The sequence below is a fragment of the Microbulbifer sp. TB1203 genome (assembly GCF_030997045.1).
Lineage (GTDB): Bacteria > Pseudomonadota > Gammaproteobacteria > Pseudomonadales > Cellvibrionaceae > Microbulbifer.
In genome coordinates, this window is record NZ_CP116899.1 from 853,546 (window position 1) to 879,736 (window position 26,191).

General features: G+C 62.3%; 19 protein-coding genes and 2 tRNA genes. 16 read left to right on the forward strand and 5 right to left on the reverse strand.

Translation table 11 applies throughout. The annotated features are described in order from the left end of the window. Window positions 1–187: 187 nt before the first annotated feature. The 4 genes from PP263_RS03675 to PP263_RS03690 form a co-directional block, all read right to left on the reverse strand. The gene (locus PP263_RS03675) at window positions 188–934 is read right to left on the reverse strand and encodes a YciK family oxidoreductase (protein WP_308368552.1); all 747 of its coding nucleotides are present in this window, start codon (window positions 932–934) and stop codon (window positions 188–190) included. A gap of 169 nt (window positions 935–1,103) precedes the next feature. Continuing rightward, window positions 1,104–1,814 carry an HAD-IA family hydrolase gene (locus PP263_RS03680; protein ID WP_308367024.1) on the reverse strand — a complete coding sequence of 237 codons (711 nt, stop codon included), beginning with the start codon at window positions 1,812–1,814 and terminating at the stop codon, window positions 1,104–1,106. A gap of 31 nt (window positions 1,815–1,845) precedes the next feature. Beyond that, window positions 1,846–2,547 carry a bifunctional 2-polyprenyl-6-hydroxyphenol methylase/3-demethylubiquinol 3-O-methyltransferase UbiG gene (ubiG, locus tag PP263_RS03685; protein ID WP_308367025.1) on the reverse strand — a complete coding sequence of 234 codons (702 nt, stop codon included), beginning with the start codon at window positions 2,545–2,547 and terminating at the stop codon, window positions 1,846–1,848. Between the two features lie 90 nt (window positions 2,548–2,637). Beyond that, entirely contained in the window at window positions 2,638–3,999 is a 1,362-nt protein-coding gene (locus PP263_RS03690) for a TRZ/ATZ family hydrolase (protein ID WP_374693693.1), read from the reverse strand. 372 nt (window positions 4,000–4,371) lie between these two features. On the opposite strand from PP263_RS03690, the gene gyrA reads away from it, so the two are divergent. The 13 genes from gyrA to PP263_RS03755 all read left to right on the forward strand — a co-directional run bounded on the left by gyrA (window position 4,372) and on the right by PP263_RS03755 (window position 21,224). Beyond that, window positions 4,372–6,948 carry a DNA gyrase subunit A gene (gene gyrA / locus PP263_RS03695; RefSeq protein WP_308367026.1) on the forward strand — a complete coding sequence of 859 codons (2,577 nt, stop codon included), beginning with the start codon at window positions 4,372–4,374 and terminating at the stop codon, window positions 6,946–6,948. 381 nt (window positions 6,949–7,329) lie between these two features. Continuing rightward, window positions 7,330–8,409, forward strand: coding sequence for a 3-phosphoserine/phosphohydroxythreonine transaminase (gene serC, locus PP263_RS03700; RefSeq protein ID WP_308367027.1), 1,080 nt, complete (start codon window positions 7,330–7,332; stop codon window positions 8,407–8,409). A gap of 78 nt (window positions 8,410–8,487) precedes the next feature. Next, complete coding sequence (gene pheA, locus PP263_RS03705) at window positions 8,488–9,591, forward strand: prephenate dehydratase (protein WP_308367028.1); 1,104 nt, start codon at window positions 8,488–8,490, stop codon at window positions 9,589–9,591. Further along, window positions 9,592–11,823: a bifunctional prephenate dehydrogenase/3-phosphoshikimate 1-carboxyvinyltransferase gene (locus tag PP263_RS03710; protein ID WP_308367029.1), complete on the forward strand. Its 2,232-nt coding sequence runs from the start codon at window positions 9,592–9,594 to the stop codon at window positions 11,821–11,823. Window positions 11,824–11,896: 73 nt separating this feature from the next. After that, window positions 11,897–12,580, forward strand: a complete 684-nt coding sequence (gene cmk / locus PP263_RS03715; protein ID WP_308367030.1) for a (d)CMP kinase — start codon at window positions 11,897–11,899, stop codon at window positions 12,578–12,580. 188 nt (window positions 12,581–12,768) lie between these two features. After that, on the forward strand, window positions 12,769–14,448 hold the full coding sequence (rpsA, locus tag PP263_RS03720; RefSeq protein ID WP_308367031.1) for a 30S ribosomal protein S1: 1,680 nt from the start codon (window positions 12,769–12,771) through the stop codon (window positions 14,446–14,448). Between the two features lie 141 nt (window positions 14,449–14,589). Further along, window positions 14,590–14,898, forward strand: a complete 309-nt coding sequence (ihfB, locus tag PP263_RS03725) for an integration host factor subunit beta (RefSeq protein ID WP_308367032.1) — start codon at window positions 14,590–14,592, stop codon at window positions 14,896–14,898. Between the two features lie 68 nt (window positions 14,899–14,966). After that, window positions 14,967–15,275 carry a LapA family protein gene (locus tag PP263_RS03730; RefSeq protein WP_308367033.1) on the forward strand — a complete coding sequence of 103 codons (309 nt, stop codon included), beginning with the start codon at window positions 14,967–14,969 and terminating at the stop codon, window positions 15,273–15,275. A gap of 1 nt (window position 15,276) precedes the next feature. Beyond that, window positions 15,277–16,467 carry a lipopolysaccharide assembly protein LapB gene (gene lapB / locus PP263_RS03735; RefSeq protein WP_308367034.1) on the forward strand — a complete coding sequence of 397 codons (1,191 nt, stop codon included), beginning with the start codon at window positions 15,277–15,279 and terminating at the stop codon, window positions 16,465–16,467. A gap of 75 nt (window positions 16,468–16,542) precedes the next feature. Then, window positions 16,543–17,247 (forward strand): orotidine-5'-phosphate decarboxylase, encoded by a 705-nt coding sequence (gene pyrF, locus PP263_RS03740; protein ID WP_308367035.1) that lies wholly within the window; start codon window positions 16,543–16,545, stop codon window positions 17,245–17,247. A 174-nt stretch (window positions 17,248–17,421) separates the two neighbouring features. After that, window positions 17,422–18,333, forward strand: a complete 912-nt coding sequence (locus PP263_RS03745) for an NAD-dependent epimerase/dehydratase family protein (RefSeq protein ID WP_308367036.1) — start codon at window positions 17,422–17,424, stop codon at window positions 18,331–18,333. Next, window positions 18,330–19,220, forward strand: a complete 891-nt coding sequence (locus tag PP263_RS03750) for a glycosyltransferase family 4 protein (protein WP_308367037.1) — start codon at window positions 18,330–18,332, stop codon at window positions 19,218–19,220. Before PP263_RS03745 ends, PP263_RS03750 begins: the two co-directional genes overlap by 4 nt. A gap of 45 nt (window positions 19,221–19,265) precedes the next feature. After that, window positions 19,266–21,224 (forward strand): nucleoside-diphosphate sugar epimerase/dehydratase, encoded by a 1,959-nt coding sequence (locus PP263_RS03755; protein ID WP_308367039.1) that lies wholly within the window; start codon window positions 19,266–19,268, stop codon window positions 21,222–21,224. Between the two features lie 105 nt (window positions 21,225–21,329). Here PP263_RS03755 and PP263_RS03760 read toward each other — a convergent pair. Beyond that, window positions 21,330–21,405 (reverse strand) — tRNA-Asn (locus PP263_RS03760). A 151-nt stretch (window positions 21,406–21,556) separates the two neighbouring features. Between PP263_RS03760 and uvrB the strand changes: the two genes are divergently transcribed. The 3 genes from uvrB to thrS all read left to right on the forward strand — a co-directional run bounded on the left by uvrB (window position 21,557) and on the right by thrS (window position 26,180). Beyond that, window positions 21,557–23,566 (forward strand): excinuclease ABC subunit UvrB, encoded by a 2,010-nt coding sequence (gene uvrB, locus PP263_RS03765; RefSeq protein ID WP_374693694.1) that lies wholly within the window; start codon window positions 21,557–21,559, stop codon window positions 23,564–23,566. A 387-nt stretch (window positions 23,567–23,953) separates the two neighbouring features. After that, window positions 23,954–24,030, forward strand: a tRNA-Val gene (locus PP263_RS03770). A gap of 221 nt (window positions 24,031–24,251) precedes the next feature. Beyond that, window positions 24,252–26,180: a threonine--tRNA ligase gene (thrS, locus tag PP263_RS03775; protein WP_308367041.1), complete on the forward strand. Its 1,929-nt coding sequence runs from the start codon at window positions 24,252–24,254 to the stop codon at window positions 26,178–26,180. Window positions 26,181–26,191 lie beyond the last annotated feature (11 nt).

Below are 26,191 nucleotides of genomic sequence, written 5' to 3' on the forward strand. Positions count from 1 at the left end.
CCCCTTGTCGTGGATATCCAGCTTTCAGAATAGGGCCCCCCGGGCGCGGTTACCAGTGGCGGCGAAGTTCAGCGGCACCGATCGGTTCTGCCGTCTGTGGTCATCCGGGAAAAAACCTGATCGATAAATATTTCCCGGATGGGCACAGGCGGCCGGACCTTACATTGTGCCCGGTGAAAAGGCTGCGCTATTTGGCCTGGGCGTTGAACTGCTTGCCGCTGACGCCGAGGCTGTCATCTCCCATCAGGTACAGGTAGGTGGGCATTATCTCTTCCGGTGTGGCCACCGTCTGTGGATTTTCCGCCGGGTAGGCGGCGGCGCGCATATTGGTGCGGGTGGCGCCGGGGTTGATGCTGTTGACGCGGATGCTGGAGACACCGTCCAGTTCGTCCGCCAGCACCTGCATCAGGCCTTCGGTGGCGAATTTGGATACCGAGTAGGCGCCCCAGTAGGCGCGGCCTTTGAGGCCGACGCCGGAGCTGGTAAAGATGATGGAGCCCGCTTTGGATTTCTCCAGCAGCGGCAGCAGGGTTTTGCTGAGGCCAAAGGCGGCGTTGACGTTGACCTGCATTACCTGTTGCCAGGTGGCGAAGTTGTAGCTGGCGATGGGGGTGCGCTGGCCGAGCAGGCCGGCGTTGTGCAGCAGGCCGTCCAGGCGGCCGAATTCCTGGTCCACCGCCTCGGCGAAGTGCTCGAAATTTTCGATGCTCGCCTCGTTCAGGTCCATGGGAAAGATCGCTGGCTGCGGGCCGCCGGCGGCCTCGATTTCGTCGTAAACCGCTTCCAGTTTAGGGGTGGTGCGCCCGAGCAGGATCACCGTGGCGCCATGGGCGGCGAAAGTCTTTGCCGCCGCTTTGCCGATTCCGTCGCCGGCGCCGGTGACCAGGATGATTTTGTCCTTGAGCAGGTCTTTGGGGGCTCGATAGTCGCGGATAACTTCAGACATGCAAATTCCAGATTGTGCGATATACGGTGGTCTGATCGCGGCCAACGGCCGCTCCTACAAGGACAGCGCCCTGTAGGAGCGGGCCATGCCCGCGATCGACCCCTCGGCTGGCAGCAAGCTCGATCGCGGCCATGGGCGGATGGCCGCCCCGCCGCTCCTACAAGGCAGGGCTTCCGAGCCCCGAGTCTCGAGTCCCGAGTCCCGTTTTTTCAATGTAGTGCTGCTGCAGCAGCGGCCAGATTTCTTCCGCGGAATCCACCAGGTGATCGGCGTTCCAGCCGGCCGGATCGTCGCCGTCATCGATATAGCCGTAGTTACAGGCGATGGTGGGCATGCCGGCGGCGCGGCCGGCGTCGATGTCCCGCGGATGGTCGCCCACGTAGATGGCCTCTTCGGGGTGGCAACCGATCTGTGCGCAGGCGAGCAGCATGGGCTCCGGGTGCGGCTTGCGGTTGACCACGTGTTCGGGGCAGATGACCGCGCCCACCGCGGGCAGGTGCGGGAATGCGCGCAGCAGCGGCGCCGTGTAGACGAGCGGTTTATTGGTGACTATGCCCCAGGCGATATCGGCTGCGGCCAGTTGACCGAGCAGGGGCTCTATGCCGGGGAAGGGCTGGGTTTTCACCGCGAGATGGCCCAGATAGAGGTCGAGGAATCGCTTGCGCAGGGATTCGAACTGGGCGTCGCCCTCCTGTATGCCAAAGCCCAGTTCGACCATGGCGCGGGCGCCGTTGGAGACCACGGCGCGAATGGCGGCGTCCGGCAGCGGCGGCAACTGCTCCTGCTGGCGCAGCTGGTTCAGGACGTGGATAAAGTCCGGCGCGGTATCGAAGAGGGTGCCATCCAAATCAAACAGTACTGCTTTCATAATCTGTGTAAATCGTACTTCTGGGCTGCGTTCAGGCAGGTTTGACCGCGTGCAGCAGGTAATTGACGTCCACATCGCGGGGATTCAGCTTGTAGTTGCGCGTCAGTGGATTGTAGGTCATGCCGGTGATGTCGCGGATTTCCAGTCCTGCGTCACGGAGCCAGGCGCCCATTTCCGACGGGCGGATAAACCTGGCGTACTCGTGAGTGCCCTTGGGCAGCATTTTCAGTACATATTCCGCGCCCACCACCGCGAACAGCCAGCCTTTGGCGGTGCGGTTGATGGTGGAGAAGAACAGGTGGCCGCCGGGTTTGACCAGGTCGGCGCAGGCGCGGATTACCGAGGCCGGGTCGGGTACGTGCTCGAGCATTTCCAGGCAGGTCACGATATCGAAGCTCTCGGGCTGCCCGGCCGCCAGTTCTTCCGCGGGGATGCGCAGGTATTCCACCTGTGTGCCGCTCTCCAGGGCGTGCAGCTTGGCTACCTGGAGGGGCGCTTCGCCCATATCGATGCCGGTCACCCGGGCGCCGCGCTGGGCCATGGCCTCGGCCAGGATGCCGCCACCGCAACCCACATCCAGCAGCTTTTGGCCGGCCACCGGCGCGCGCTGGTCGATATAGTTGGCACGCAGAGGGTTGATCTCGTGCAGCGGCTTGAACTCGCCCTCGCGATCCCACCAGCGGCTGGCGAGTTGCTCGAATTTGGCGATTTCCGCGGGGTCGACGTTGGTCATGGATTTTCCGTTACTTCGTTCGGCCTTTTGGTGCTCGGATGACAGTCCCGGGCGGCTGCGCTTTCGCATCTGGCTTGTGCCGGGTCCTCTTCAAGCAAGGCCCGCAATTCTATCACGCCACTCCCGAGCCCGCTGGACCAGCTCCACTTCGTTGAGGGTCTGCAACTGGCGGCCCTTCAGCAGCCGTCGGCCCGCCACCCAGACATCCGTGACCCGTTGTCCACAGTTGGTATAGATCAACTGTGACACCGGGTCGTGCAGGGGCTGCTGCTCCAGGGCGCTGAGGTCCACCGCCGCCAGGTCCGCGCTCTTGCCCACTTCCAGGCTGCCGGCGGTGTCCTCGATACCCAGGGCGCGCGCGCCATTGATGGTGGCCATGGCCAGGGCCCGATGGGCGGGCAGGGCGGAGGCGTCGCCACTTGTCGCCTTGGCCAACAGGGCGGCGGTGCCGGCTTCGGAGAACAGATCCAGGCCGTTGTTGCTGGCGGCGCCGTCGGTGCCCAGGGCCACATTCACCCCGGCGGCGAGCAGCCGGTCTACCGGGCAGAAGCCGGAGGCGAGCTTGAGGTTGGATTTGGGGCAGTGGGCCACGTGGGCGCCGCTCTCCCGCAAAAGCTCGATGTCCCGCTCGTTCACTGCGGTCATATGTACGCACAGGGTCTGGGGCCCGAGCAGGCCCAGGCGCTGCAGCCGCTCGGTGGGGCGCTCGCCGGTTTCCGCCAGTGCGCGCTCCACTTCGCCGGCGGTTTCGTGCAGGTGCATCTGTACCGGCACCTGCAGTTCCGCGGCGTAGATGGCGATCTTCTCCAGGGTGGCGTCGCCCACGGTGTAGGGGGCGTGGGGCGCGAAGACCACGCCGATGCGCTCGTGGGCCCGGTAGTCATCGCGCAGGGCCAGGCCCTTTTCCAATGCGTCGTCGCCGTTGCGGCTCCAGGGAGTGGGGAAATCGATCACCGGAAAGGCGATCTGCGCACGCATGCCCGCTTCCCGCGCCGCTGCGGCGGTGGCTTCGGGGAAGAAGTACTGGTCGGAGAAGGTGGTGGTGCCGCTCCTGAGCATTTCCGCCATTGCCAGCCGGCTGCCGTCGGCGGCGAATTCCGGGTCCACCCATTTCTGTTCGGCGGGCCAGATATGCTGCTCCAGCCACTCCATCAGCGGGCGATCGTCAGCCAGGCCGCGCAGCAGGGTCATGGCGGCGTGGGTGTGGGTATTGATCAGTCCGGGAATCAGCGCGTGGCGGTCCAGGCGGATCTCTTCTTTAGCCCGGTAGCGCTCAGAGGCCTCCGCCGAGGGCAGAAGGGCGAGAATCTTTCCCCCGTCGATTGCAAGCGAACAATTTTCGAACACTTTTTGTTCTGGGATGACGGGAATAACCCAGCGGGCGTGTATCAGTGAGTCGATCATGTGGATGTAGGAGTAATGTTTAACGATTGCCGGATGATACCAGTCCATTCTCCAAGACCCGAATGTCCGTGATGAAAGGAATGTTGGAGTTTGAAGCGAAGGCGCTGATGCCGGTGGCCTTTTGCAGGGCGTTGACTCGGGCCATCTTTGGCTCGGAGCGCCGAACCGCTCGCCCTTCGGGCGCCTTCGGCGTCCAAAACGGCAGTCCTGCCGTTTTGTTACGGCCATGGATGGCAGTGGAGAGCGTACAAGGATGTATTCACAGGGGGGCGCCTAGCCCGTGTCTGGCAAAGGCCATCGGCAGCAGGGCCGCCTGGAAGCCCGCTACAGCGTGCTGCTGAGCCCCGAAACTGTGGTAGAATCGCCCGCTTATCCGGCCCCGGTACAGGGCCCGCGTTATAAAAAGGAACGCCGTAGACCATGGGCGAATTAGCCAAAGAAATCTCTCCGATCAATATCGAAGAAGAACTCAAGCAGTCCTATCTAGACTATGCGATGAGCGTGATTGTGGGCCGGGCGCTGCCGGATGTGCGCGACGGCCTGAAGCCGGTGCACCGGCGCGTGCTCTTCGCCATGAACGAACTCAAGAACGACTGGAACAAACCGTACAAAAAATCCGCACGCGTCGTGGGCGACGTAATCGGTAAATACCATCCCCATGGGGATACCGCGGTGTACGACACCATCGTGCGTATGGCCCAGCCTTTCTCCCTGCGCTACATGCTGGTGGACGGCCAGGGGAACTTCGGCTCCATCGACGGCGACAGCCCGGCGGCCATGCGTTACACCGAAATCCGCATGGACAAGCTGGCCCACGAGCTACTGTCGGACCTGGACAAGGAGACCGTCAACTTTATCGACAACTACGACGGCTCCGAGCGGATGCCGGAAGTGTTGCCGTCGCGGGTGCCCAACCTGCTGGTGAATGGCTCCTCCGGTATCGCCGTGGGCATGGCCACCAACATACCGCCGCACAATATGAGCGAGGTGGTGCGCGGCTGCCTGGCGCTGATCGACAACCCGGAGTTGTCCATCGACGAACTGATGGAGTATATCCCCGGGCCTGACTTCCCCACCGGTGCCACCATCAACGGCCGCGCCGGTATCCTGATGGCCTACCGCACCGGCCGCGGGCGCATCTATGTGCGCGCCAAGGCGGATGTGATTCGCGATGACAAGACCAATCGCGAGACCATTATCATCACCGAGATCCCCTACCAGCTGAACAAGGCGCGCCTGATCGAGCGCATCGCCGAGCTGGTGAAGGAGAAGAAGATCGAGGGTATCTCCGAGCTGCGCGACGAGTCCGACAAGGACGGCCTGCGAGTGGTGATCGAGCTGAAGCGCGGTGAGCTGGGGGATGTGGTGCTCAACAACCTCTATTCCCAGACCCAACTGGAGAATGTGTTCGGTATCAATATGGTGGCGCTGGTGGACGGCCAGCCCAAGGTGCTGAACCTCAAGCAACTGCTGGAGTACTTTGTTCGCCACCGCCAGGAGGTGGTTACCCGTCGGACCGTCTACCTGCTGCGCAAGGCCCGCGAGCGGGGACATCTTCTTGAAGGCCTGGCCATCGCCATCGCCAATATCGACCCGGTGATCGAATTGATCAAGGCCTCGTCAACACCGACAGATGCCCGGGAGGCGCTGCTCGCCAAGGGCTGGCCGGTGGGCGAGGTGCAGCAGTTCCTGGAGCGCGCGGGCGCCGACGCCTGCCGCCCGGACGACCTGCCCGCGGAGTACGGCCTGCGCGACGGTGGCGCCGGCGGCCAGGAAGGTAAAAAGTATTATCTTTCCCCGGCCCAGGCCCAGGCGATCCTGGAGTTACGCCTGCACCGCCTGACCGGCATGGAGCACGACAAGCTGCTCGCCGAATACAGCGAGCGCCTGGAGCAGATCGCCGGCTACCTGCATATTCTCGGCAGTTTCGAGCGCCTGATGCAGGTGATCCGCGAAGAGCTGGAGACTCTGGAGAAAGAGTTCGGCGATGCGCGCCGCACCGACATCGTCGCCTCCCGCCTGGATCTCACCGTGGAGGACCTGATTACCCCGGAGGACAAGGTGGTGACCATCTCCCACGGCGGCTACGCCAAGAGCCAGCCGCTGGCGGATTACCAGGCCCAGCGCCGCGGCGGCATGGGCAAGTCCGCCACCCAGGTGAAGGACGAGGATTTCGTCGAGCACCTGTTGATTGCCAATTCGCACGACACCATTCTGTGTTTCTCCAATAAAGGAAAGGTGTACTGGCTGAAGGTTTACGAAGTGCCCACCGCCGGCCGCGCTTCCCGCGGTCGGCCGATGGTCAATATGCTTCCGCTGGAGGCGGACGAGCGGATCAGCAGCATGCTGCCGGTGTCTGAATACGACGAGAACCACTTTATCTTCTTCGCCACCGCCAACGGCACGGTGAAGAAAACCCCGCTGACTGCCTTCTCCCGTCCGCGCAGCGTGGGCCTGCGCGCGATAGAACTGGAGGAGGGCGATCGCCTGGTGGCCACTGCGATCACCGACGGCGAGCGCGATGTGGTGCTGTTTACCAGCGCCGGCAAGGCGGCGCGCTTCTCCGAGAGCAATGTGCGCTCGATGGGCCGCGTGTCCCGCGGTGTGCGCGGTATCCGCATGGCCGAGGGCAAGCAGGTGATCGCCATGGTGATCCCGGAAGAGGGCGGCGCGGTGATGACCGTGACCGAAAACGGCTACGGCAAGCGCACTGCCATCGAGGATTTCCCCACCAAGGGCCGCGGCACCCAGGGCGTAATCGCCATGGCGGAGAGCGAGCGCAACGGCGAACTGGTGGGTGCCTGCCAGGTGCACCCGGGCGAGGAAATCATGTTGATTTCCGATCAGGGTACCCTGGTGCGCACCCGCGTGGACGAGGTATCTGTCCTGAGTCGCAACACCCAGGGTGTGCGGGTGATCCGCTTGAAGGAAGGGGAGCACCTGGTGGGGCTGGCCCGTATTCAGGAGAGCGAGGAAGCTGAAGGGGAAGAGGAATAATTCCTTTCCAATACTTGCAAAAAGGCTGCGTTGCAACGCGGCCTTTTTTGGGCGGTCCCTGGCGGTTTGTAAATTTCTGTAGGATGGGCAAAGCGTAGCGTGCCCATCATCTGGCGCTGAGTACCAGCAAGTGGGCTTATTGGCGGCCCTGCTACCGGTGGCTGTTTGCCGGACACGGGCTGGGCGCCCCCCTTAAATATGTCCCTGTACGCTCTCCGCGGCCATCCATGGCCGCAGACAAAACGGCAGGACTGCCGTTTTGGACGCCCAGGGCGCCCGAAGGGCGAGGGCCAAGGATGACCCGAGTCAATGTCCCGCAAGCCACCGGCAACAGGGTCTTCGCATCACGATTGTTGTTTTATTCGCAGGTGTAAATTTGCAATGAGAAAATACAATTTCTGCTCCGGCCCCGCCGCACTGCCCGAACCGGTACTGCGTAAGGCCCAGGAGGAATTACTGGACTGGGACGGGTACGGCTGCTCGGTGATGGAGGTGAGCCACCGCTCGCCGGAATTTGAAGCCGTGGCCGCGCGTGCGGAACAGGACCTGCGCCACCTGCTCGCCATCCCGGACAATTACAAGGTGCTGTTTCTGCAGGGTGGTGCCACTGCGCAGTTCAGCGCCGTGCCCTGGAACCTGCTGGGTGCCGGGCAAAAGAAAATCGATTTTATCCACTCGGGGCAGTGGGCGAAGAAGGCGATGGAGGAAGCCGGGCGCTACGGCGAAGTCAATATCGTCGCCTCCAGCGAGGATCGCAATTTCAGCTATGCGCCGGCGGCGGACAGCTGGCAGCAGAGCGAGGACGCGGCCTATTTCCATTATGTCCCCAACGAAACCATCGGCGGGGTGGAGTTCGGTTATGTGCCGGAAGTGAGTTGCCCGCTGGTTGCGGACATGTCCTCCAGTATTCTGTCCCAGCCGATTCCGGTGGAGAATTTCGGAGTGATTTTCGCCGGTGCGCAAAAAAATATCGGCCCTTCCGGCATTGCAGTGGCCATAGTGCGCGACGATCTGCTGGACCGGGCACTGCCGGATATCCCCCGCAGCCTCAGCTGGAAAGTCGCCGCGGATGCACATTCCATGGATAATACGCCGCCGACTTTTGCCTGGTATCTCTCCGGCCTGGTGTTCCAGTGGCTGAAAGAGCAGGGGGGCGTGTCGGCCATGGCGGAACTGAGTTGGCGCAAGTCCGCGCTGCTGTACGACTTTATCGACCGCAGCGATTTCTATTCCAGTCCGGTGGCCGAGGGCAGCCGCTCGCGTATGAATATACCCTTTGTGCTGGCCGACGAGCGGCTGGACAAGCAGTTTTTACAGGAGTCGGAGGCCGCCGGACTGCTGAACCTGAAAGGCCATCGCTCCGTGGGTGGTATGCGCGCTTCGCTCTACAATGCGGTGCCGATGGAGGCGGTTGAGGCGCTGGTGAATTTTATGGCCGATTTTGAGAAACGCGTGGGCTGATGCCATTGGGTTGAGCGGCAGCCTCGCTGTAAAGGTCCTGACAGCAGGACCGCCCATTTATCTATTGGAACAGGTTGGATGTCTGAACAATCGAACAATATCGATCCACGCCTGCTGGAATTGCGCGACCGAATCGACGAGATCGACGGGGATATCGCCCGTCTGATTTCCGAGCGGGCGGAGTGCGCACTGAAGGTGGCGGAAGTGAAAAAGGCCACCGGCGGCGATGCTCTCTACTACCGCCCCGAACGCGAGGCGCAGGTGCTGCGCAAGGCCATGGAGCGCAACCAGGGGCCGCTGACCGACGAGGAGATGGCGCGGCTGTTCCGCGAGATCATGTCCGCGTGCCTGGCTCTGGAGGAGCCGGTCAAGGTGGCCTATCTGGGGCCGGAGGGTACCTTTACCCAGCAGGCGGCGCTCAAGCATTTCGGCAACTCCGCCCAGTGCCGGCCGCTGGCGGCCATCGACGAAGTGTTCCGCGAGGTGGAAGCCGGCGCGGTGAATTACGGCGTGGTGCCGGTGGAAAATTCCACCGAGGGGGTGATCAATCACACCCTGGACAATTTCATGACCTCGAACCTGGTGATCTGCGGCGAGGTGGAGCTGCGTATTCACCAGCACCTGATGATTTCCGATATCACCCGCGCGGACGCGATCACCCGAATCTATTCCCACGCCCAGAGCCTGGCCCAGTGCCGCAAGTGGCTGGACTCCCACTACCCCAATGTGGAGCGGGTGGCGGTGGCCAGTAATGCGGAGGCCGCCAAGCGGGTGAAGGGCGAGTGGAACGCGGCGGCCATCGCCGGCGACATGGCGGCGGAACTCTACGGCCTGAAAGTACTGGCGGAGAAAATCGAGGATCGCCCGGACAACTCCACCCGCTTCCTGATTATCGGCTCCCAGGCGGTGCCGGCCAGCGGCGACGACAAGACTTCGCTGATGGTGTCCATGCGCAACGAGCCGGGCGCGCTGCACGATCTGCTGGAGCCCTTCCAGCGCCACAAGATCGACCTCACCCGGGTGGAAACGCGGCCGTCGCAATCCGGTAACTGGACCTATGTATTCTTTATCGACTTTGTCGGCCACCGGGATTCGGAAAATGTCGCCGCAGCCCTTAAAGAGGTGGGAGCCGGCGCTTCGGATATGAAGATATTGGGTTCCTATCCGCGCGGGGTATTGTAAGTGCCCGACAGAGCGATTGGCCGGCTGGTGGTCGTGGGCGTCGGCCTGATCGGCGGCAGCCTCGCGCTGGCGTTGAAAGCCGCCGGTGCCTGCCGCGAGGTGATCGGCGTGGCGCGTCACCGGCGCACCTGTGAGCAGGCGCTGGAGTTGGGAATTGTCGATCGCGCCGTTACCGAGCTGACCGAGGTGCTGCCGGAATTGGGGCCCGGCGACCTGGTGTTTGTCGCCGTGCCTACCCTGGCGGTGGAGGAGGTGTTCGGGATTCTGCGCGAACACCTGCCCGCTGGCGTCACGGTAACCGACGGGGCCAGCGTCAAGGGCAGTGTGGTTGCGGCGGCTAAAAGGGTCTGGGGCGAGGTGCCGGACTTCCTGGTGCCCGGACATCCCATCGCCGGGTCCGAGCAGAGTGGCGTCGCCGCCGCGCGGGACGATTTGTATATCGCCCACCGCATTATCCTCACGCCGCTGGAGAACACCGGGCCGGAGCATTTGCGGCGCGTCCGGCAACTGTGGCGGGCGGTGAATGCTGAAGTGCTGGATATGCCCGTGGAAGAGCACGACGAGGTGCTCGCCGCCACCAGCCATCTGCCCCATGTAATCGCCTTCGGCCTGGTGGACACCCTGGCCCACGACGCCGAGAACGAGAACATTTTCCGCTACGCTGCGGGGGGCTTTCGCGATTTCACGCGCATCGCTTCCAGCGATCCGGTGATGTGGCGGGATATCATGCTGGCGAACCGGGATGCCATTCTCAAGGCAGTGGATCTCTACAGCGCCAATCTGTCCTCCCTGCGGGCCGCTATCGCCGCCGGTGACAGCGACCAGCTGATGGGCGTGTTTACCCGCGCCAAGGCGGCGCGGGATCATTTCAGTAAAATGTTGGCCAAAAAAGCGTACACAGAATCTATGAAAACACAGGAAGTTACTTTTATCGCGCAGCCGGGCGGTGCCGTCGAAGGCAGCCTGCGGGTTCCCGGTGACAAGTCCATGTCCCACCGCTCCATTATGCTGGGCTCCCTCGCCGAGGGTGTGACCGAGGTGGAGGGATTCCTCGAAGGGGAGGACGCCCTGGCCACCCTGCAGGCGTTTCGCGACATGGGTGTGGTGATCGAGGGACCGGCGAACGGCCGCGTGGTGATTCACGGCGTGGGCCTTCACGGCCTGCAGACGCCGCCGGGTCCCCTGTACCTGGGTAATTCAGGGACCTCCATGCGCCTCCTTGCCGGTCTGCTCGCCGGGCAGTCCTTCGACGTGACCCTCACTGGCGATGAATCCCTGTCCAAGCGCCCCATGAACCGCGTGGCCGACCCGCTGAGGGAGATGGGCGCGGAGATCGAAACGGGGCCGGACGGCCGCCCGCCACTGCAGATCAAAGGTTCGCGCAAGCTACACGGCATTGACTACCAGTTGCCGATGGCCAGTGCGCAGGTGAAATCCTGTGTGCTGCTCGCGGGCCTTTACGCCGAGGGGGAGACCTCCACCACCGAGCCGGCGCCGACCCGCGATCACACCGAGCGTATGCTCACCGGTTTCGGCTATTCAGTTCAGAGGGATGGCGCCCGCGCCAGCCTGAGCGGCGGCGGCAGGCTGGCCGCAGGCAAAATTGACGTGCCGGCGGATATCTCCTCCGCGGCCTTCTTTATGGTGGCGGCCAGCATCGCTCCCGGTTCAGATGTGTTGCTGGAGCATGTGGGTATCAACCCTACCCGCGACGGCGTGATCAATATCCTGCGTGCCATGGGTGCGGACATCACATTGCAGAACGAACGCGAAGTGGGCGGTGAGCCAGTGGCGGATATCCGTGTGCGCTACGCGCCGCTGAAGGGCATCCGTATCCCCGAGGACCAGGTGCCGCTGGCGATCGACGAATTCCCGGCCATCTTTGTTGCTGCCGCCTGCGCCGAGGGCGAGACGGTACTGACCGGTGCGGAAGAGCTGCGGGTCAAGGAGAGCGACCGTATCCAGGCCATGGCGGACGGCCTGCACATCCTCGGTGTCAACGCTGAGCCGACGCCGGACGGTATCGTCATCCAGGGAGCGGGGGAGGTCGCCGCCTTCGGTGGCGGCACCGTGGACAGCCTCGGCGACCACCGCATCGCCATGGCCTTTGCCGTGGCGTCCCTGCGCGCCCGCGATACCATACGCATACTGCACTGCGCCAATGTGGCCACCTCCTTCCCGGATTTTGCCGGGTTGGCGACCCGTGCAGGACTGCGTTTGCAGCTCGGTTAGCCGGGAGCGCCGAGCCCCAGCTCGGCTTGCGGGCCCTAGGCCCGCCAGACAAGACAGGCAGCACAAGTAATCTATGATCGACACCAGAACACAGCCCCCGGTAATCACCATCGACGGCCCCAGCGGCTCCGGCAAAGGCACCATCGCCAAGCTGTTGGCAGAGAAGCTGGGTTATGCCCTGTTGGATTCCGGCGCTCTCTACCGCCTCACTGCGCTGGCGGCGCTGGAACGCGAAGCGGACCTGACCGACGACGCCACCCTCACCGAGATTGCCGGCGGGCTGGATATCCGCTTCGAATTGCACGATAGCAAAACCGCAGCACTGCTGGAGGGGCGGGATGTGACCGACGATATCCGCCAGGAGCGGGTCAGTATGGCCGCCTCCAAAGTTGCGGCCATGCCGGGAGTGCGCGCCGCGCTGCTGCAGCGCCAGCGGGACTTCCGTCAGCCCCCCGGGCTGGTGGCGGACGGGCGGGATATGGGCACCACGGTATTCCCCGACGCCCCGGTCAAGATATTCCTCACTGCCAGCGCCGAGGAACGCGCGCGGCGGCGCTTCGCACAGTTGCGGGAGAAGGGGGTTTCTGTTAGCCTCCGCGACCTGCTGGAGGACATCCGCGCCCGCGATGCGCGCGATACAAACCGCGCCGCCTCTCCCCTAGCTCCCGCGGAAGACGCGGTGGAGCTGGACAGCACGGGCATCGATATCGACGGTGTCCTGCAGCGAGTGTTACAGCTGGTGCGCGAACGCACATAGGCCACAACAGACAGAATTTTCAACGACAGCGGCCGGGGTCAGCCAGAATCGCCCGGCCGTTGTTGTAATCCGACCCGCGTGCTGGCAGCGCGGTGGGGTTCGGACTGGCGGTTGACTAAACTAAAAACCTGAGCCAGCGGCTCAGGTTTGAGTCATCACCGGTCGGGCCCGCATATATAGGTAATGTAATGAGCGAGAGCTTTGCTGAACTTTTCGAAGAGAGCCTGAAGAGCGTAGAGATGTCCCCCGGTTCCATCGTGACCGGTGTGGTGATCGACGTGGACAAGGACTGGGTGACAGTACACGCCGGCCTGAAGTCCGAAGGCGTTATTCCCTCCGCCCAGTTCATGAACGACAGGGGCGAGATCGACCTGCAAGTGGGCGACGAAGTCCAGGTGGCCCTGGAAGCAGTGGAAGACGGTTTCGGTGAAACCCGTCTGTCCCGCGAGAAGGCCAAGCGCGCCGAATCCTGGAAGATCCTCGACGCAGCTCACGCTGCCGACGAAGTGGTCAAGGGTGTCATCAGCGGCAAGGTCAAGGGCGGCTTCACTGTCGACGTGGCCAATATCCGCGCATTCCTGCCCGGCTCTCTGGTAGATGTGCGTCCGGTTCGCGACACCGCGCACCTGGAAGGCAAAGAGCTCGAGTTCAAGGTCATCAAACTGGATGCCAAGCGCAACAACGTGGTGGTGTCCCGCCGTGCGGTTATGGAAGCGGCGAACAGCGAAGAGCGCGAAGCGCTGCTGGCCAGCCTGCAGGAAGGCATGACCGTCAAGGGTATCGTGAAGAACCTGACCGACTACGGCGCCTTTGTGGACCTGGGCGGTATCGACGGCCTGCTGCACATCACCGACATGGCCTGGAAGCGCATCAAGCATCCGAGCGAGATCGTGAATGTCGGCGACGAGATCGACGTGAAAGTCCTCAAGTTCGACCGCGAGCGCCAGCGCGTATCCCTGGGCCTGAAGCAACTGGGCGAAGACCCCTGGGTCTCCATCAAGCAGCGCTACCCGGAAAACAGCCGCGTGAAGGCTGTGGTAACCAACCTCACCGACTACGGCTGCTTCGCCGAGCTGGAAGAGGGTGTCGAAGGCCTGGTGCACGTCTCCGAAATGGACTGGACCAACAAGAACATCCATCCGTCCAAAGTTGTCAACGTTGGCGACGAGGTCGAGGTGATGATTCTGGATATCGACGAAGAGCGCCGCCGTATCTCCCTGGGTATCAAGCAGTGCCAGGAAAATCCCTGGGATGCCTTCGCACGCAAGCACGCCAAGGGCGACAAGATCTCCGGCAAGATCAAGTCCATCACCGATTTCGGTATCTTTATCGGCCTGGACGGCAGCATCGACGGTCTGGTTCACCTGTCCGACATTTCCTGGAACGAAGCTGGCGAAGAAGCCGTACGCAAGTTCAAGAAAGGCGATGAAATCGAGACTGTTATCCTGGGCATCGACTCCGACCGTGAGCGTATCTCCCTGGGCGTCAAGCAGCTGGAATCCGATCCCTTCTCCGACTACGTGACAACCAACGATCGCGGCAGCATCGTGACCGGCACCGTGAAGGAAGTGGACGCCAAGCAGGCGGTCATCACCCTGGCGGACGAGGTGGAAGGTATTCTGCGCGCCTCTGAAATCAGCCGCGACAAGGTGGAAGACGCCCGCAACGCGCTGAAGGAAGGCGAGGAAGTGGAAGCCAAGATCACCAGCGTGGATCGCAAGAACCGCGTGATCAGCCTGTCCATCAAGGCCAAGGACCAGGATGACGAGAAGCAGGCGGTCAAGGATCACACCAAGAAGCAGGCCGAGCAGATGCAGCCGGCTACCATCGGCGACCTGATCAAGGCGCAGATGAACAACAAAGAGTAAACATTCTTTGTTATCAAGGCCCTGGGTTGATTGTCCGGGGCAACCCGAAAGCCGGACCGGGGTTGCCCAGTCCGGCTTTCTATTAGATGATTGCCGCTCTACTCTAGAATAATCAATGACTTACATAAGGCGACAGGGCGCATGACCAAATCCGAACTGATCGAAAGGATTGCGTTGAGGTTGGATCAACTGCCGGTGAAAGACGTGGAGCTGGCGGTAAAGGTGATGTTGGATTCTATGTCGGAGGTTCTCGCGCGCGGAGAGCGCATCGAGATTCGCGGTTTTGGCAGCTTCTCCCTGCACTATCGCGCTCCGCGTACCGGCCGCAACCCGAAGACGGGAGACGCAGTGGCGCTGGCGGGCAAATACGTACCCCACTTCAAGCCGGGTAAGGAGCTGCGCGACAGAGTCAACCGGCGCATGCGCGATGAGACGGTAGGCCAAGTATGATTGAGGAGCTTGTTCAAAGGTTCCTTAATTGTTTCCATTGATTTACCTTCCGGAAGATGGAGGTTCCCTTGTCATTCCTGCGCTGGCTGTTGCGTCTCTTCTACGGGCTGCTCGCCCTCCTTTGTATCGCCATCGGGATCTACTTCGCGGTGGACAATCCCGAGACCATCTCGCCCAGCCTCGGGGGCTACGCGCTGCGCTCCGGCAGTGTGGGTTTCTGGTTGATCGGTTTCCTGTTGTTCGGGGTGCTGCTGGGGTTTATCGTCGGCCTGCTGCCCTTGTATGCGGAGCGCCGCCGCGCGCGGGGACTGGAGCGCCAAATGCAGCGCCTGGAACGGGAACTTTACACGGTACGCCGCCAGGTGTCCGGAGACTAACTTGGCCGATCTAGCCTTTTTCTTTTTTCTCCTCGCCGCCATTGCCATCGGCTGGTTGTTGGGGCGCAGGAGTATCAGGAAGAAAGCGGACTGCGGTGACAAGCAGCAGGCCCTGGCGCGCTCCTATGCCCAGGGGCTCAACTACCTGCTCAGCGAGCGTCCCGACGACGCCATCGACAAATTCATCGACTCACTGGAAGTCAGCAGCGCCACCTTCGATACCCACCTGGCCCTGGGCAACCTGTTGCGCAAGCGCGGTGAGCACGACCAGGCTATCCGCGTGCACCAGAACCTGCTGGCGCGTCCCAGTTTGCCCAGGGCCAGCCAGCAGAAGGCGCAGCTGGAACTGGCCCGGGACTATATTGCCGCCGGCTGGCTGGACAGGGCCGAGCGCCTGCTGCAGGAGCTGGTGGAGACTTCAGCGGAACTCCGCGACACCAGCCTGGAGCACTTGGTGGAGGTGTATCGGGACGAGCGGGAGTGGGCCAAGGCGATTCATGCGGTCAACCTGCTGCACGGGCGGCGCTTCAAGCGACTGTCATCTGAGTGGGCGCCGATCCAGGCCCACTTCTGCTGCGAACTGGCGGAGGAGGCGATCAATGGCAAAGACTACCTCAGCGCGCGCAAGCATATCGACGCGGCACTGGGATACCACCGCAATTCAGTGCGCGCGAACCTGCTCTGGGGCCGGCTGGAATACCTGCTCAACCGGCCGCAGGAAGCCATCAAGGTACTGCAGCGGATCCCGCGGCAGAGCCCGGATTATATTCCCGAAACCCTCGACCTGCTGATTACCTGCTACAGCGAGGTGGGCGACGAAAAGGGGCTCGATAAATACCTGGAGACCCTGCTGCGCGAACACCCCTCCAACAGCGTGCTGATCGCCCTGACCGAGCGAATCCATCAACGTCAGAGTGAGGCGGCAGCGGCGGCTTTTATGGGCAAGCAGCTGGCCCTGCGCCCGTCGCTGCGCGGCCTGGGGCACTTCCTCGACCTGCATATCGACAGCACCGAGGGGCGCGCGCGGGAGAATCTTTCCCTGTTGAAAACCCTGATTGACCAGTTGATCGCCAGTCGCCCCCACTATCGCTGCAGTAATTGCGGTTTTTCCGGCAACCAGCTGCACTGGCTGTGCCCCAGTTGCAAGCACTGGGATTCGGTGCGCTCGGTCAAGGGCGTAGAGGGGGAATAATCAGTGATCAATGAACAGTTACCAATGATCAATGTGTAGGGTGCGCCGTGCGCACCATTGAGAGAGAGATATTTTTTGCAAACACGTGTTTCTTCTCCAGTAATCGTCGCCCTGGACTACGATAACGCCGATGCGGCACTGGCAATGGCGGACCAGTTGGATCCGGCGTTGTGTCGGGTCAAGGTGGGCAAGGAGCTGTTCACCGCCGCCGGACCGCAGCTGGTCAGGGAGCTGGTGGCGCGGGACTTCCAGGTCTTTCTGGACCTCAAGTTTCACGATATCCCGAATACCGTCGCCGCCGCGGTCAGGGCTGCGGCGGAACTGGGAGTGTGGATGGTCAATGTACACGCCAGCGGCGGCAGCCGGATGATGCGCGCGGCGATGAAGGCGCTGGAGGAGTTCGGCGAGAGCAGGCCGCTGTTGATCGCTGTTACGGTGTTGACCAGTACCGCCCCGGAGGAACTGGCGGAAACCGGTGTGGCACGGCCGTTGCAGGACCAGGTGCTGGCACTGGCAGAGCTGGCGCAGCGTAGCGGCCTGGACGGCGTGGTCTGCTCCGCTCGCGAGGCACAATTGCTGCGCGCGGCCAGCGGTGGCGATTTCACCCTGGTGACACCGGGGATACGCCCGAGCGGTTCTGCGGCCGACGATCAGAGGCGCGTTGTCACGCCGGAGCAGGCTCTGGAGTGGGGTGCCGATTACCTTGTGATCGGGCGCCCGATCACTGCAGCGGCAGAGCCCGCGGTTGCTCTACGGGATATTCTCGCGGAAATTGCTTAAAAAACAGTCATTTGTGTAATGACACTTAATGCGATTGCACCCACAAACGGGAAATAAACTGATAGAGTGTGCCGCGGCGGAAACCCCCGGTCGGCACGAAACTCGTGCCTAGTTGGCAGCGCTGCGGAACGCCGCCAGTTATTATTGCGGCAAGAGAACACACGGAAAAGACAGATGGCGCGTTGGGTGGTAATTGGCGGCACTGGAACTATCGGCGGAGCCCTATGCCGCTACTTGGTATCGGTCGGGCAGGAGGTGTTGTCCGTCTCCCGCGCCCCTCGCGGCCCTGAGGGCTGTGAACACCTCTCCTTCTCGCTCCTCCCCGAAAACGATTTATCCGGGCTCTTCCGTGCCGGAGACCGGATTGTTTACGCGGCCGGCCTGGCCGGGCGCGTCGACTGCGAGCGCAACCCACATCTGGCGCGCTGGCTCAACAGTGATTGCCCGGTAGCCCTGCTGCGCGCGGCTGACAGCGCTGGCGCAGAGTCATTTGTATACCTTTCCAGCGTCAAGGCGCTGCGCCCGCCGGCGGGGGTCCTGGCGAATGAGGACAGCGGAACTCCGGCGGCGGATGTCTATGGTCGCAGCAAGTGGCTGGGGGAGCGGCAATTACTCGCGGAGCCGGTGCGCTGCAGACTCAACCTGATCCGCCCGGCCTCTGTTTACGGCGGTGATTCTGCCGCAGCCCGCGCCCAGCGCTGGCGCGGGCTGTTGCGTACCTGGGGGCGTCTCGCACCACTGCCGGCCAGCGGTTGCCGAAGTTTTGTCAGCCTGTCGGACCTGCTGGCGGCCATTGCGCTGGTGGCGGAGGCGGCTGATTGCAACCGGGAGACATTTATCGCCGCGGAGCCGCGCTTTTACGATCTGGCGGCCATCGCCTCTGCCGCCAGCGGTGCGCGGACCCGGGCCTGCGGTTGGCTCACGCGGCTGCTGCTGGCACCAGTGCGGCCCCTGCGCCGGCTGCCTATAGCGCACAAGATGCTCGAATTGGAGCAGAGTGAACTCTACAGTGCCGCCCGTTTGCGCAGCACGCTCCCTTGGCGGGCCGAGGGGCGATACAGCGAATTTTTGCGGGGTGTTTCGTGAGCGGTTTGCCCGGGAACTGGTTCTTTCTGGTGCCGCTGGCGGCGGCGGTAAGCTATGGGGTGATGGCGCTGTTGCTTTCGCGCATGCGCGAACTGGCCCTGGATCTGCCCAATCACCGTTCCCTGCACGAGGCGCCGGTACCCCGCACCGGCGGCTGGGCCCTCCTGGCCGGCTGTGCGCTGGCGCTGATGTTGAGCCCGGCGGTATTGCCAGTATCGGTTTTCGCCGGGTTTGGACTGCTGTTGGCGGTGTCGGCGCTGGATGATCTGCGCCATGTCTCCGCCCGGGTTCGCCTACCGGTACACCTGCTGGCGGTGGCACTGGTGGTTGTCGGTCTGCCGCAGCCGCTGGCCTGGTGGTGGTATCCGCTATTGGTGGTCGCGGGGGTGTGGACGATCAATCTCTACAACTTTATGGACGGTATGGACGGCCTGGCCGGCAGTATGACAGCCGTGGGTTTTGCCACCCTGGGGTTGATCTGTGCATGGAGAGGGCAGGGAGACCTGGCGGGCGTCTGTGCCTTGCTGGTAGTTACCGCCCTGGTGTTCCTGCGCCACAACTGGCCTCCGGCAAATATTTTTCTGGGCGACGCAGGTTCCACTGCCATCGGTCTGGCGGCGGTGGCGGTGAGCCTGTTCGGCTGGCAGCAGGGGGTTTTCGATCTGCTTGTACCTGTTGTGATCTTTGCGCCCTTCTGGCTGGATGCCTCGGTGACATTGCTGCGTCGCATGGCGGCGGGTAAACGCTGGTGGGAAGCGCACCGGGAACATTTTTATCAGCGCAGCGCGCTCCGTATCGGGGTAAAGAGAACTCTGTACCGGCAACTGGGATTTATGCTGTTCACGTCTATACTGGCGCTGATGTTGATGCTATTCGATCTGGGTTGATCGGCCGCTGGCGGCGACAAGGAAATAAAAAATTTAGGGGGTGGAGTGAAACGCGTCATACGCACAACTCAGAAACACTACAAGCCGGCTTTGATGTTGTTGTACGATCTGCTCGCGCTGGCCGGCGCATTTTTCGTGGCCATGACGATCCGGATCAACGACCTGTCGCCGGCTCTGGAAATGGAGATGCTGATCTGCCTGGGGCTGACTCTGGGTTCCAGCAGTTTTATCTTCATGCGCCTGGGGCTCTACCGCACAGTGATCCGCTATATGGGCCAGCAGGCCATTGTGGCCGTTCTGCAGGGGGTCACTGCCTCGGCGGTTGTGCTGGCGGTTGCTTCCTATCTCACCTATGCGGGCGTTCCCCGCTCCGTTCCGGTTATCTACTGGTGTTTCGCGCTTATCGCCGTGGGCGGTTCCCGCTGGCTGGTGCGCATCTACTACCAGATGGCGCTGGAGATCCACAAAACCCGGGTGGCTATCTACGGCGCCGGCACCGCGGGGCTGCAGCTCTACAAGGCGCTGGTGCACGGCGAAATCTACAAGCCGGTTGCCTTTTTCGACGACAACGCCTCCAAACAGAACACCCTGATCGACGGCGTGCTGGTGTACAACCCGGCCAATATTCTCGATATCGTCGCCGAGCGGGATATTGCCGAAGTGCTGTTGGCCATGCCCGGCGTTCCCAAGCGCCGCCGCCGGGAGATTACCCGCAGCCTGCGCGAGCGGGGGCTGGTGGTAAAGGTGATTCCCGGGCTGGAGGAGCTGGTGGACAGCGCCGGGCGCACCTCCGACTTGTCTCAGATCTACGAGAACGTTCTCGGCCGCGCGCCAGTAGAACCGCAGAAGTCCCTGATAGCCGAGTCCATCAGCGGTAAGGTGGTGCTGGTCACCGGGGCCGGTGGCTCCATCGGCTCGGAACTCTGTCGCCAGATAGTGCAATGGAGCCCCAGGCAACTGGTGATGGTGGAAACTTCCGAGTATTCCCTCTACCAGATAGAGCGGGAACTCTACCAGCAGCAACAGGATGAAGGACTGCAGGTGCCGGTGACCGTGCTCTTGGGGGATGTGCGCGATCGGGCCCGCATGGCAGAAATTATCCAGGCTTTCGGGGTGCAGACCATTTACCACGCCGCGGCCTACAAGCACGTACCGCTGGTGGAGCAGAATGTGGTGCTGGGCGCGGACAACAACGTGCTCGGCACGCTCTCGGTGTTGGAAGCGGCGGAGGCTTGCGAGGTGGAGCAGTTTGTGTTGGTTTCCACCGACAAGGCGGTCCGCCCCACCAATGTGATGGGGGCTACCAAGCGCCTGGCGGAACTCATCTGCCAGGATTTCGGCCGTCGTTTTGGCAAGACCCGGGTGTGCATGGTGCGCTTCGGCAATGTACTGGGCTCTTCCGGCTCGGTGATCCCGCTGTTTACCGACCAGATCAACGCCGGCGGCCCGGTCACCGTGACCCACCCCAAGGTCACCCGTTATTTCATGACCATACCGGAAGCTGCCCAGCTGGTGCTACAGGCCGGCAGTATGGGACGCAACGGCGAAGTGTTCGTGTTGGATATGGGCGAGCCGGTGCGCATCTTCGATCTGGCCCGACGACTGATTCACATCATGGGGCACACGGTGCGTGACGAGGAGAACCCCGAAGGGGACATCGAGATCCAGATCAGCGGCCTGAGGCCGGGAGAGAAGCTCTACGAGGAGTTGCTGCTGGGGGATAAGGTTTCCGGCACCGACCACCCGATGATTATGCGTGCGGAGGAGGAGCGGCTTTCCAGTGAGCGGCTGCAAATCCTGCTGGGGGAACTGCGTGACGCCTGCAGCCGTCATGACTGCGAGGGGGTGCATCGCGCACTGACCGAGGCGGTCAAGGATTACATGCCCAAGCACAGCCTGGTGGACACAGTCTGGAACCAACAGCGGCTGCAAGGACCAACGCGCAGCGTGGGTCCGGCACAAGTGAAACGGCTGCCGGTGGCGGAGGACAGGACGATCAGCTAGTGGTTTTTGGTTGGGGCCGGGCTGCTCGTCCGGCCAGTGTGGGTAAAATTTACTGGCCAAAAATAAAAAAGGGCCGCATTGCTGCGACCCTTTTTTATTGCTGTTTGGCTCCGCCTGCTGGGCTCGAACCAGCGACCCAATGATTAACAGTCATTTGCTCTACCAACTGAGCTAAGGCGGAATATCTTTGCGGCCAGTGCCGTTCAGATGGCGCGTATCTTATAGACGGCCCCGGTGCAGGTCAACCCCTTTTTTTCGCTTTAACTGATTGATTTGTCAGCGTTTATATCCGTGCCTACAATCCTGAACTGGCCCGGAGAATGGTGGAGACTATGGAATCGCGTCCGTTTCAAGTGGTGTGCAATTACAGCCCGGCGGGTGATCAGCCCGCCGCGATAGAGGCGTTGGTAGAGGGAGTGGAAGACGGCCTGAGTCACCAGACCCTGCTGGGTGTGACCGGCTCCGGCAAGACCTTCACCATGGCCAACATCATCGAACGGGTACAGCGGCCGGCCATTGTGATGGCCCATAACAAGACCCTGGCGGCACAGTTGTACGGGGAGTTCAGGGAGTTTTTCCCCAGGAACTCGGTGGAGTACTTCGTCTCCTATTACGACTACTACCAGCCGGAGGCCTATGTCCCTTCCTCGGACACTTTTATCGAGAAGGACGCCTCGGTCAACGAGCATATCGAGCAGATGCGTCTGTCCGCCACCAAGGCGCTGATCGAGCGCCGCGATGTGATCGTGGTAGCCACTGTGTCCGCCATTTACGGCCTCGGGGACCCGGACAAGTACCTGAAGATGGTGCTGCACCTGGACCGCGGCGACCTGGTGGACCAGCGCACCATCCTGCGCCGCCTGGCGGAACTCCAGTACACCCGCAACGACACCGACTTCCGCCGCGCCACCTATCGGGTGCGCGGCGACGTGATCGACATCTATCCGGCGGACTCGGATATGGAGGCGGTGCGTCTGTCCCTGTTCGACGAGGAGATCGAGGAGATCACGCTGTTCGACCCGCTCACCGGCGAAATGCTGAAAAAAGTGCCGCGGGTGACCATCTTTCCCAAGTCCCATTACGTGACCCCGCGGGAGACCATCGTCAGCGCCATCGACCAGATCAAGGACGAGCTGCGCGAGCGCCTCAAGCAGCTGCGCGACAACGGCAAGCTGCTGGAGGCCCAGCGGCTGGAGCAGCGCACCAAGTACGACCTGGAAATGATGCAGGAGCTGGGTTACTGCAACGGGGTGGAGAATTACTCCCGCTACCTGTCCGGCCGGGGTCCCGGCCAGCCGCCGCCCACGTTGTTCGACTATTTGCCCGACGACGCGATGCTGTTTATCGATGAGAGTCACGTTACCGTGCCGCAGATCGGCGGCATGTATCGCGGCGACCGCTCGCGCAAGGAGACGCTGGTGGAATACGGTTTCCGCCTGCCCTCGGCGCTGGACAACCGCCCGCTCAAGTTCGAGGAGTGGGAGCAGCTGGCGCCGCAGGCTATCTTCGTTTCCGCCACTCCCGGCCCCTACGAAGCAGAGCACGCCGGTCAGGTGGTGGAACAGGTGGTGCGCCCCACCGGCCTGGTGGACCCGCAAGTGGAGATTCGCCCCGCGTCGACCCAGGTGGACGATGTCCTCTCGGAAATCCATCGCTGTACGGATGCGGACCAGCGGGTACTCATTACAGTGCTCACCAAGCGCATGGCGGAGGACCTTACCGAATACCTGGACGAAAGCGGTATACGCGTGCGCTACCTGCACTCGGATATCGATACGGTGGAGCGGGTGGAGATTATCCGCGACCTGCGCATCGGCGAGTTCGACGTACTGGTGGGGATCAACCTGCTGCGCGAGGGGCTGGATATGCCGGAAGTGGCGTTGGTGGCCATCTTCGATGCGGACAAGGAGGGCTTCCTGCGCTCCGACCGCTCCCTGATCCAGACCATCGGCCGCGCCGCGCGCAACCTGCATGGGCGGGCCATTCTCTACGCGGACAGGGTCACCGACTCAATGAAGCGCGCGCTGGAGGAGACGGAGCGCCGGCGGCTGAAGCAATTGGAGTTCAACGCCGACCACGGCATCACCCCTCAGGGCATCCGCAAGAGCGTGGCGGACATCATGGAAGGCGCCGTCGCCCCGGGCGTGCCGGCGCGTGGTCGCCGCAAGGTGGCGGAAGGGAAGGGCGCCTACAAAGTGGACCGCAAGCCGCTTACCGACCAGCAGCGCTGGGCGCGTATCGAAGAGTTGGAAGAGCAGATGTACGGACACGCCAAGAACCTGGAATTCGAGGCCGCCGCCAAACTCCGCGACGAGATCACCCGCCTGAAAGAAGAGCCGTAGCCCCCCCGGGGGCCCGGGACCGCGGAGCTCCAGCTCCGCAAGCGGGCCGCAGGTCCGCCCTCCGTACTGGGCGTCTGTGGCGGCCCTGCTACCGGTGGCTTTTTGCCAGACACGGGCTGGGCGCCCCCCTTAAATACTTCCCTGTACGCTCTCCACGGCCATCCATGGCCGTGAAAGGTCTGGCAAAAAGCCCCCAGCATCAGGACCTTCGCGTAGCGTCCGTCGTTTTGTCCGATTCCACCTTGTAGGAGCGGCGGGGCGGCCATCCGCCCATGGCCGCGATCGGACTCGCTGATTGCATACATCAAACCAAGTTGTTGAAAACCCAAAAATCCGATGCTAAAGTTCGCGCTCTTCGCAGCACGGGCTTCCCGGGTTGCAAGGTTTAGACCCGTAGCTCAGTTGGTTAGAGCGCTGCCTTGACATGGCAGAGGTCAGCGGTTCAAGTCCGCTCGGGTCTACCATTTACCTACTCTTTGTAAATTGACATCCCTGTCAATTTACAAAGATCGCCCAGGCAAAAGCTGCGCAAAAAGTGTGATTTTTGCTGGTTTTACCGGGCTCGCGCCGGCGCTGACGCCGGCGGCGGTGCATCCATACACCGCTTTGTCGGCCTCTCCGGGCCTTCACAACATATGTTCACGCTGCCTTTGGTAGGGGCGGCCACTGATAGAAAGGAAGTACAATGCCCGTTGTCACTCTCCCCGACGGTTCCCGTCGCGAATTCCCCAAACCTGTTTCCGTCCACGAAGTCGCCGCCGATATCGGCCCCGGTCTCGCCAAAGCAGCGCTTGCCGGTGTGGTCGACGGCAAAGAGGTCGACACCAGCTATGTGATCGATCGCGACGCGGAACTGGCAATTATTACCGACCGCCAGCCGGAAGGGCTGGAGGTGATCCGCCATTCCACCGCGCACCTGTTGGCCCAAGCGGTGAAACAGCTGTACCCCGGTGCACAGGTCACCATCGGCCCGGTGATCGAGGACGGTTTCTATTACGATTTCGCCTACGAGCGCCAGTTTACTCCGGAGGACCTGGAGAAAATCGAGCAGCGTATGGAGGAGCTGGCGAAGGAAGATATTCCGGTCAGCCGCCGACTGATGCCGCGCGATGAAGCGGTGAAGTACTTCCGCGATATGGGCGAGGAATACAAGGCGAAAATCATCGCCGATATTCCCAGTGACCAGGACATCTCCCTGTATCGCCAGGGCGACTTCGAGGACCTGTGCCGCGGCCCGCACGTGCCTTCCACCGGCAAACTGAAAGCGTTCAAACTGACCAAGGTGGCCGGCGCCTACTGGCGCGGCGACGCCAGCAACGAGATGCTCACCCGCGTCTACGGTACCGCTTGGGCCAACAGGAAAGACCTGAAGGCCTACCTGCACCGCATCGAGGAGGCGGAAAAGCGCGACCACCGCAAGCTGGCGAAGAAATACGATCTCTTCCATATCCAGGAAGAGGCGCCGGGCATGGTGTTCTGGCACCCGAACGGCTGGACTATCTACAGCACCATCGAGCAGTACATGCGCCGCCGCCAGCGCGAGTACGGCTACAAAGAGATCAAGACCCCGCAACTGGTGGATTTCTCTCTCTGGCGCAAATCCGGCCACGCGGACAAGTTCGGCGACGACATGTTCACCCTCACCAGTGAGGAGCGCCAGTTCGCGATCAAGCCGATGAACTGCCCCTGCCACGTGCAGGTATTCAACCAGGGCCTGCGCAGCTACCGCGATCTGCCCCTGCGCCTGGCGGAGTTCGGCTCCTGCCACCGCAGTGAGCCCTCCGGTTCCCTGCACGGACTGATGCGCGTTCGCGGCTTCGTGCAGGATGACGGCCATATCTTCTGTACCGAAGGGCAGATCCAGTCGGAAGTATCCGATTTCATGGACCTGTTGCACTCGGTATACAAGGATTTCGGTTTCGAAGAGGTTATCTACCGTCTGTCCACCCGCCCGGAACAGCGGGTGGGCTCCGACGAGAGCTGGGACAAGGCGGAGAAGGCCCTGGCCCAGGCCCTGGACGCCGCTGGCCTGCCCTGGGAGGAGCTGCCGGGAGAGGGCGCCTTCTATGGCCCCAAGATCGAGTTCTCCCTGAAGGACTGTCTGGGCCGGGTGTGGCAGTGCGGCACCATCCAGGTGGACTTCTCCATGCCGGGCCGCCTGGACGCCCAGTATGTGGCGGAAGACGGCTCCCGCCAGACCCCGGTGATGTTGCACCGGGCGGCGCTGGGTTCCTTCGAGCGCTTTATCGGCATCCTGATCGAGCACTACGAGGGCGCTTTCCCCGCCTGGCTGGCGCCCCAGCAGGTTGCGGTGCTGAATATTACTGACCGGCAGGCCGGATACTGTCGCGAACTGGAGGCCCGCCTCGCTGCTTTGCAATATCGTGCCTCGGCCGACTTGAGAAACGAGAAGATCGGCTTTAAAATCCGCGAGCACACGCTACAGCGTGTCCCTTATCTGCTGGTGATCGGCGATAAGGAAGTGGAGAGCCAAACGGTCGCCGTGCGCACACGCAGCGGTGAGGACCTTGGAACCATGACTTTTGAGTCATTCCTAGAGATCCTCGACCGGGACGTGGATCGCCGCGGCCGTTTGTCTATTTCTGAAAATTGACGGAGACGATA

Coding starts and splice junctions, on each gene's coding strand:
- PP263_RS03680 (WP_308367024.1), bottom strand. CDS start 1,814: ATGAAAGCAGTACTGTTTGATTTGGATGGCACCCTCTTCGATACCGCG.
- ubiG (WP_308367025.1), bottom strand. CDS start 2,547: ATGACCAACGTCGACCCCGCGGAAATCGCCAAATTCGAGCAACTCGCC.
- PP263_RS03690 (WP_374693693.1), bottom strand. CDS start 3,999: ATGGACTGGTATCATCCGGCAATCGTTAAACATTACTCCTACATCCAC.
- gyrA (WP_308367026.1), top strand. CDS start 4,372: ATGGGCGAATTAGCCAAAGAAATCTCTCCGATCAATATCGAAGAAGAA.
- serC (WP_308367027.1), top strand. CDS start 7,330: ATGAGAAAATACAATTTCTGCTCCGGCCCCGCCGCACTGCCCGAACCG.
- pheA (WP_308367028.1), top strand. CDS start 8,488: ATGTCTGAACAATCGAACAATATCGATCCACGCCTGCTGGAATTGCGC.
- cmk (WP_308367030.1), top strand. CDS start 11,897: ATGATCGACACCAGAACACAGCCCCCGGTAATCACCATCGACGGCCCC.
- rpsA (WP_308367031.1), top strand. CDS start 12,769: ATGAGCGAGAGCTTTGCTGAACTTTTCGAAGAGAGCCTGAAGAGCGTA.
- ihfB (WP_308367032.1), top strand. CDS start 14,590: ATGACCAAATCCGAACTGATCGAAAGGATTGCGTTGAGGTTGGATCAA.
- PP263_RS03745 (WP_308367036.1), top strand. CDS start 17,422: ATGGCGCGTTGGGTGGTAATTGGCGGCACTGGAACTATCGGCGGAGCC.
- uvrB (WP_374693694.1), top strand. CDS start 21,557: ATGGAATCGCGTCCGTTTCAAGTGGTGTGCAATTACAGCCCGGCGGGT.
- thrS (WP_308367041.1), top strand. CDS start 24,252: ATGCCCGTTGTCACTCTCCCCGACGGTTCCCGTCGCGAATTCCCCAAA.